This window comes from Endozoicomonas sp. SESOKO4 (assembly GCF_024606275.1).
Map to the genome: position 1 here is coordinate 1 of NZ_JAHHPS010000425.1, position 3196 is coordinate 3196.

General features: G+C 45.7%; 3 protein-coding genes and 2 pseudogenes. 2 read left to right on the top strand and 3 right to left on the bottom strand.

What is annotated here, in order from left to right; genetic code table 11:
* The coding region (locus KDK16_RS13570; protein WP_373690952.1) for an IS3 family transposase at positions 1-127 on the bottom strand (127 nt) is incomplete at its 3' end.
* Between the two features lie 131 nt (positions 128-258).
* Positions 259-558 carry a transposase gene (locus KDK16_RS08335; RefSeq protein ID WP_257275582.1) on the bottom strand — a complete coding sequence of 100 codons (300 nt, stop codon included), beginning with the start codon at positions 556-558 and terminating at the stop codon, positions 259-261.
* A gap of 16 nt (positions 559-574) precedes the next feature.
* Between KDK16_RS08335 and KDK16_RS08340 the strand changes: the two are divergent.
* Together KDK16_RS08340 and KDK16_RS08345 are read left to right on the top strand one after the other, a co-directional pair.
* Positions 575-1045, top strand: a pseudogene (locus KDK16_RS08340) (ATP-binding protein); the annotation flags it as partial.
* Between the two features lie 98 nt (positions 1046-1143).
* A pseudogene (locus tag KDK16_RS08345) lies at positions 1144-1431 on the top strand (urocanate hydratase); the annotation flags it as partial.
* A gap of 186 nt (positions 1432-1617) precedes the next feature.
* On the opposite strand, the gene KDK16_RS08350 reads toward KDK16_RS08345, so the two are convergent.
* Entirely contained in the window at positions 1618-3174 is a 1557-nt protein-coding gene (locus KDK16_RS08350; RefSeq protein ID WP_257275583.1) for a hypothetical protein, read from the bottom strand.
* Positions 3175-3196 lie beyond the last annotated feature (22 nt).

A 3196-nucleotide genomic window follows, 5' to 3' on the forward strand; every position in this document is an offset into this window, starting at 1 on the left:
GGGTTTTGGCCTGATAACGCCCTATGCTGTAACCTTTTGAACGCAGGACTTTCGCCATTCGACGACTTCCATAAGAGTCACCTGATTGAGCAAAAATCTCTCGGGCATCTGCCTCCAGGCGAAACATCTCCGGGTCAATCTGTTGATTTTTTGCCTGTTGTTTATTCCATTCGTAGAAGCTGCTGCGACTAACTTTTAGTGCTTTGCATAGCGTTACGACAGGATAGGCCTTCCTCTCCCGCTGTATGAAGGCGTATCTTACAGCTGGTCTTTCGCAAAGAAGGCCATGGCTTTTTTTAAGATTTCCTGTTCCATTTTCAGCTGTTTTTTTTCAGCTTCAAGCTCTTTGATTCTCTGCTGTTCAGTCGTCAGGGCCTGATGGCCTTTGCCGGGGAAAGCCAGCTCTTTCTTCTCTTCACTGAGTCGAACCCAACGACGGAGGTTAGTCGCACAAATTCCTAGACTTCTGGCGACTGCTGTAGGCGACTGAGCTTGTTCAGTAACCAGTTTTACAGCTTTGAGTTTGAATTCCTGAGAATAATGTTTTCGCGTTGCCATTATGAACCTCGTTACTGGTTGCACTATTGTGCTTAACGAGGTGTCCGGTGTCATTAGACCACTTCAAAGTTACCTGGCTTGTGCACTGGGACACCGGGCCTGCATACAGGGTTACAGTGTCCGCTATTACCGACTCTCGCGCTTACTGGAAGAGCTGAGCCTTGCCCATGGTGATGGCAGCTACAGCAGGCAACTCAAGCAACTGGCGAAGGTGGATTTGTTGATACTGGATGACTGGGGGCTGGAACCTCTGACCCAGCAGCAACGCAACGATTTACTGGAAGTGATGGATGACCGTCACGAACAAAGTTCAACGTTGGTTACCAGCCAGCTACCGACCCGGCAATGGCATGGCAGCATCGGTGATGAGACTATGGCAGACGCCATTCTGGATCGCCTGATGCACAACGCCCACAGGATTACGCTGAAAGGGGAATCCATGCGCAAGAAGCTGGGAAAACTGGAAACACTTGAACACTTGGACTAAAAATCAGACTGGGTGATGCGTAGGAGATCCAGGGTGTTCAAATGAACTAGAATAGGTGTTCAAGCTGACCAGAATATGCAGGAGACGGAGGCGATGTTGGTTCTGATACTGTTTCCGATTGGCCGCTGTTGAATGCACTGCTCAATACCGCCGGCGACGCTACCTGGGTTTCTTTGCACCACGGTGGGGGAGTCGGCATGGGCTTCAGTCAACACGCAGGAGTTGTTATTGTCGCTGATGGTACTGAAGCCGCTGAAATGCGTCTGGGTCGTATTCTGCGTAACGACCCCGGAACGGGTGTTATGCGTCATGCTGATGCGGGTTACGACATCGCTATTAAATGTGCTGAGGAGCAAGGTCTGGATCTGCCTATGCTGAAGGCTTGAATTGTAATTTAAAGGCTAACCAAGACCCGATGCCGGATGGTTTTCGGTCTCGGCTTTTGTTTGTGTCAGGGTAGTTGCTGCCTCTTTTGATTTTTCCTAACTAAACAGGGGGCGGTCAGAGAGCGATCAATGGCTCCGGAATACCCAACCCACCTGCACTAGCTGTATTGCACACAGTATTTGAAACTAGGCAGTTCTTTTCTGACTGCCCCTAGCCAAAAGGTAATCAAGAGCAGCAGTAATGCTATACCCCACAGGGGTTTTAGTGCCGGATAGTCGTATAATATTGCTGTATACGTTATCTTTTACTGCCCTGTCTGGGATTTCACTTGCGTGAGCCAAGATACGTAGTACCGTATCAATATCCTCACCATTAGTAGTCATTTTTCGTAGTAGATAACCAATAACATATTCAGCACCTTTTACTTTTCTATTAATGAGGAAGTTCTCAATCAAGGTCAAAACAATTCTGAGATTCTGAACTGATGTATTTGGTGCTGGAATAACCCTGTTCAGCATGTAATCACAGTAATCTGAGCTGTAGTCCTGGTCTATGATCCAGTTCAGCACTTTTACAGGTGTTTCGTTGGGTAATAAAAAGCCAATTCCCAAATTCATGAAGTGCCTTGAGAAAACATCCTCAGTAATAAAGCCTGATTCCATTCTGTACTGCATAAGCTGAACAGTACTGATAGAAATAATTCCCAGTCTCTTCGCAAAATTCTGCAAGTTCGGGTCATCACTGACGTAAAAGAGCTCATTGTAGCCATAGCAGGCAAGTAATGAGTCTTTTGTGGACACCTCTAATGCCTGAAGGACTCTTCTATCATCTCCTTCTGGTAGCTCTAATGCAGGGACACTATCAATTTCCTGTATATTCCCCTGATCTATTTGACTATGAATCTCGTCACATAGCTCTAACCATTGCTTATATAAATCATCATTGTGTTCATGACGGACAGGTGCAGTCGCATTTAAGTCCCAGCATACAGTTCCTGCACTTGTAGCCTTCGCTTGGTTCCGTTCTTTCTCATAATGGACTTCTCTGGCACATGAAGGGACTACAGCTACTTCATCCCATAACGAACTCACTACTGCAGGTTCTTTGGTGAGGAATACAAGAGAGCTTAATGCACTAAGGTCAAGTACAGCGTGCTTCATGGCTGAAATACTCTGCAAAGAAGACAAATCCATGTTGGTGGTCACACTTATTCTTGACTCATACTCACTTACTAGCAGGTGCAACCAACCACTAAGAGCTGGTGCTTGATAACTCATTGCTGTTAGGGCAGGTATATGGCTGTTAAACACAAAGCCCTCAACCATTTTAACACTCTCAGCATTATTCTTCAGTTCTGCAAAAAGGTTGTCAAACTGACTATCACTGTTTTCAGATACGTCTATCTTCCTGATGGCAGCAGATTTTCTCCTCTTGGGAAGCTCGCTATGTGCATATCTATACGCCCATAGGTAAGGGGTGTTTATCTCAGAAATAGTTTTATCTTTACCATCGAATAGAACTACGTCGTTTACTTTCTTACCCAGTAACTCTGATGCAACTTCATCTTCAGTAGAGTACAAGTCCGGTGCACGTGATGTATCAAAGTATTCATTGTCTATAAGTACGCCGCTGCCATCATTAAACAGAACATAGCTTTTGTCTTGAACTTCAGCGTACTCCTGCCAGTCCAGCGCATTGTCAGTTGATAAGTAGTTGAAGATAGCAAACAGATAGGCCTTCAAAACATACTGGCTTCAGGTATAC

What these genes read in the sequence shown, in the direction of transcription:
- KDK16_RS08335 (WP_257275582.1), bottom strand. Translation starts at nt 558, where the DNA reads ATGGCAACGCGAAAACATTATTCTCAGGAATTCAAACTCAAAGCTGTA.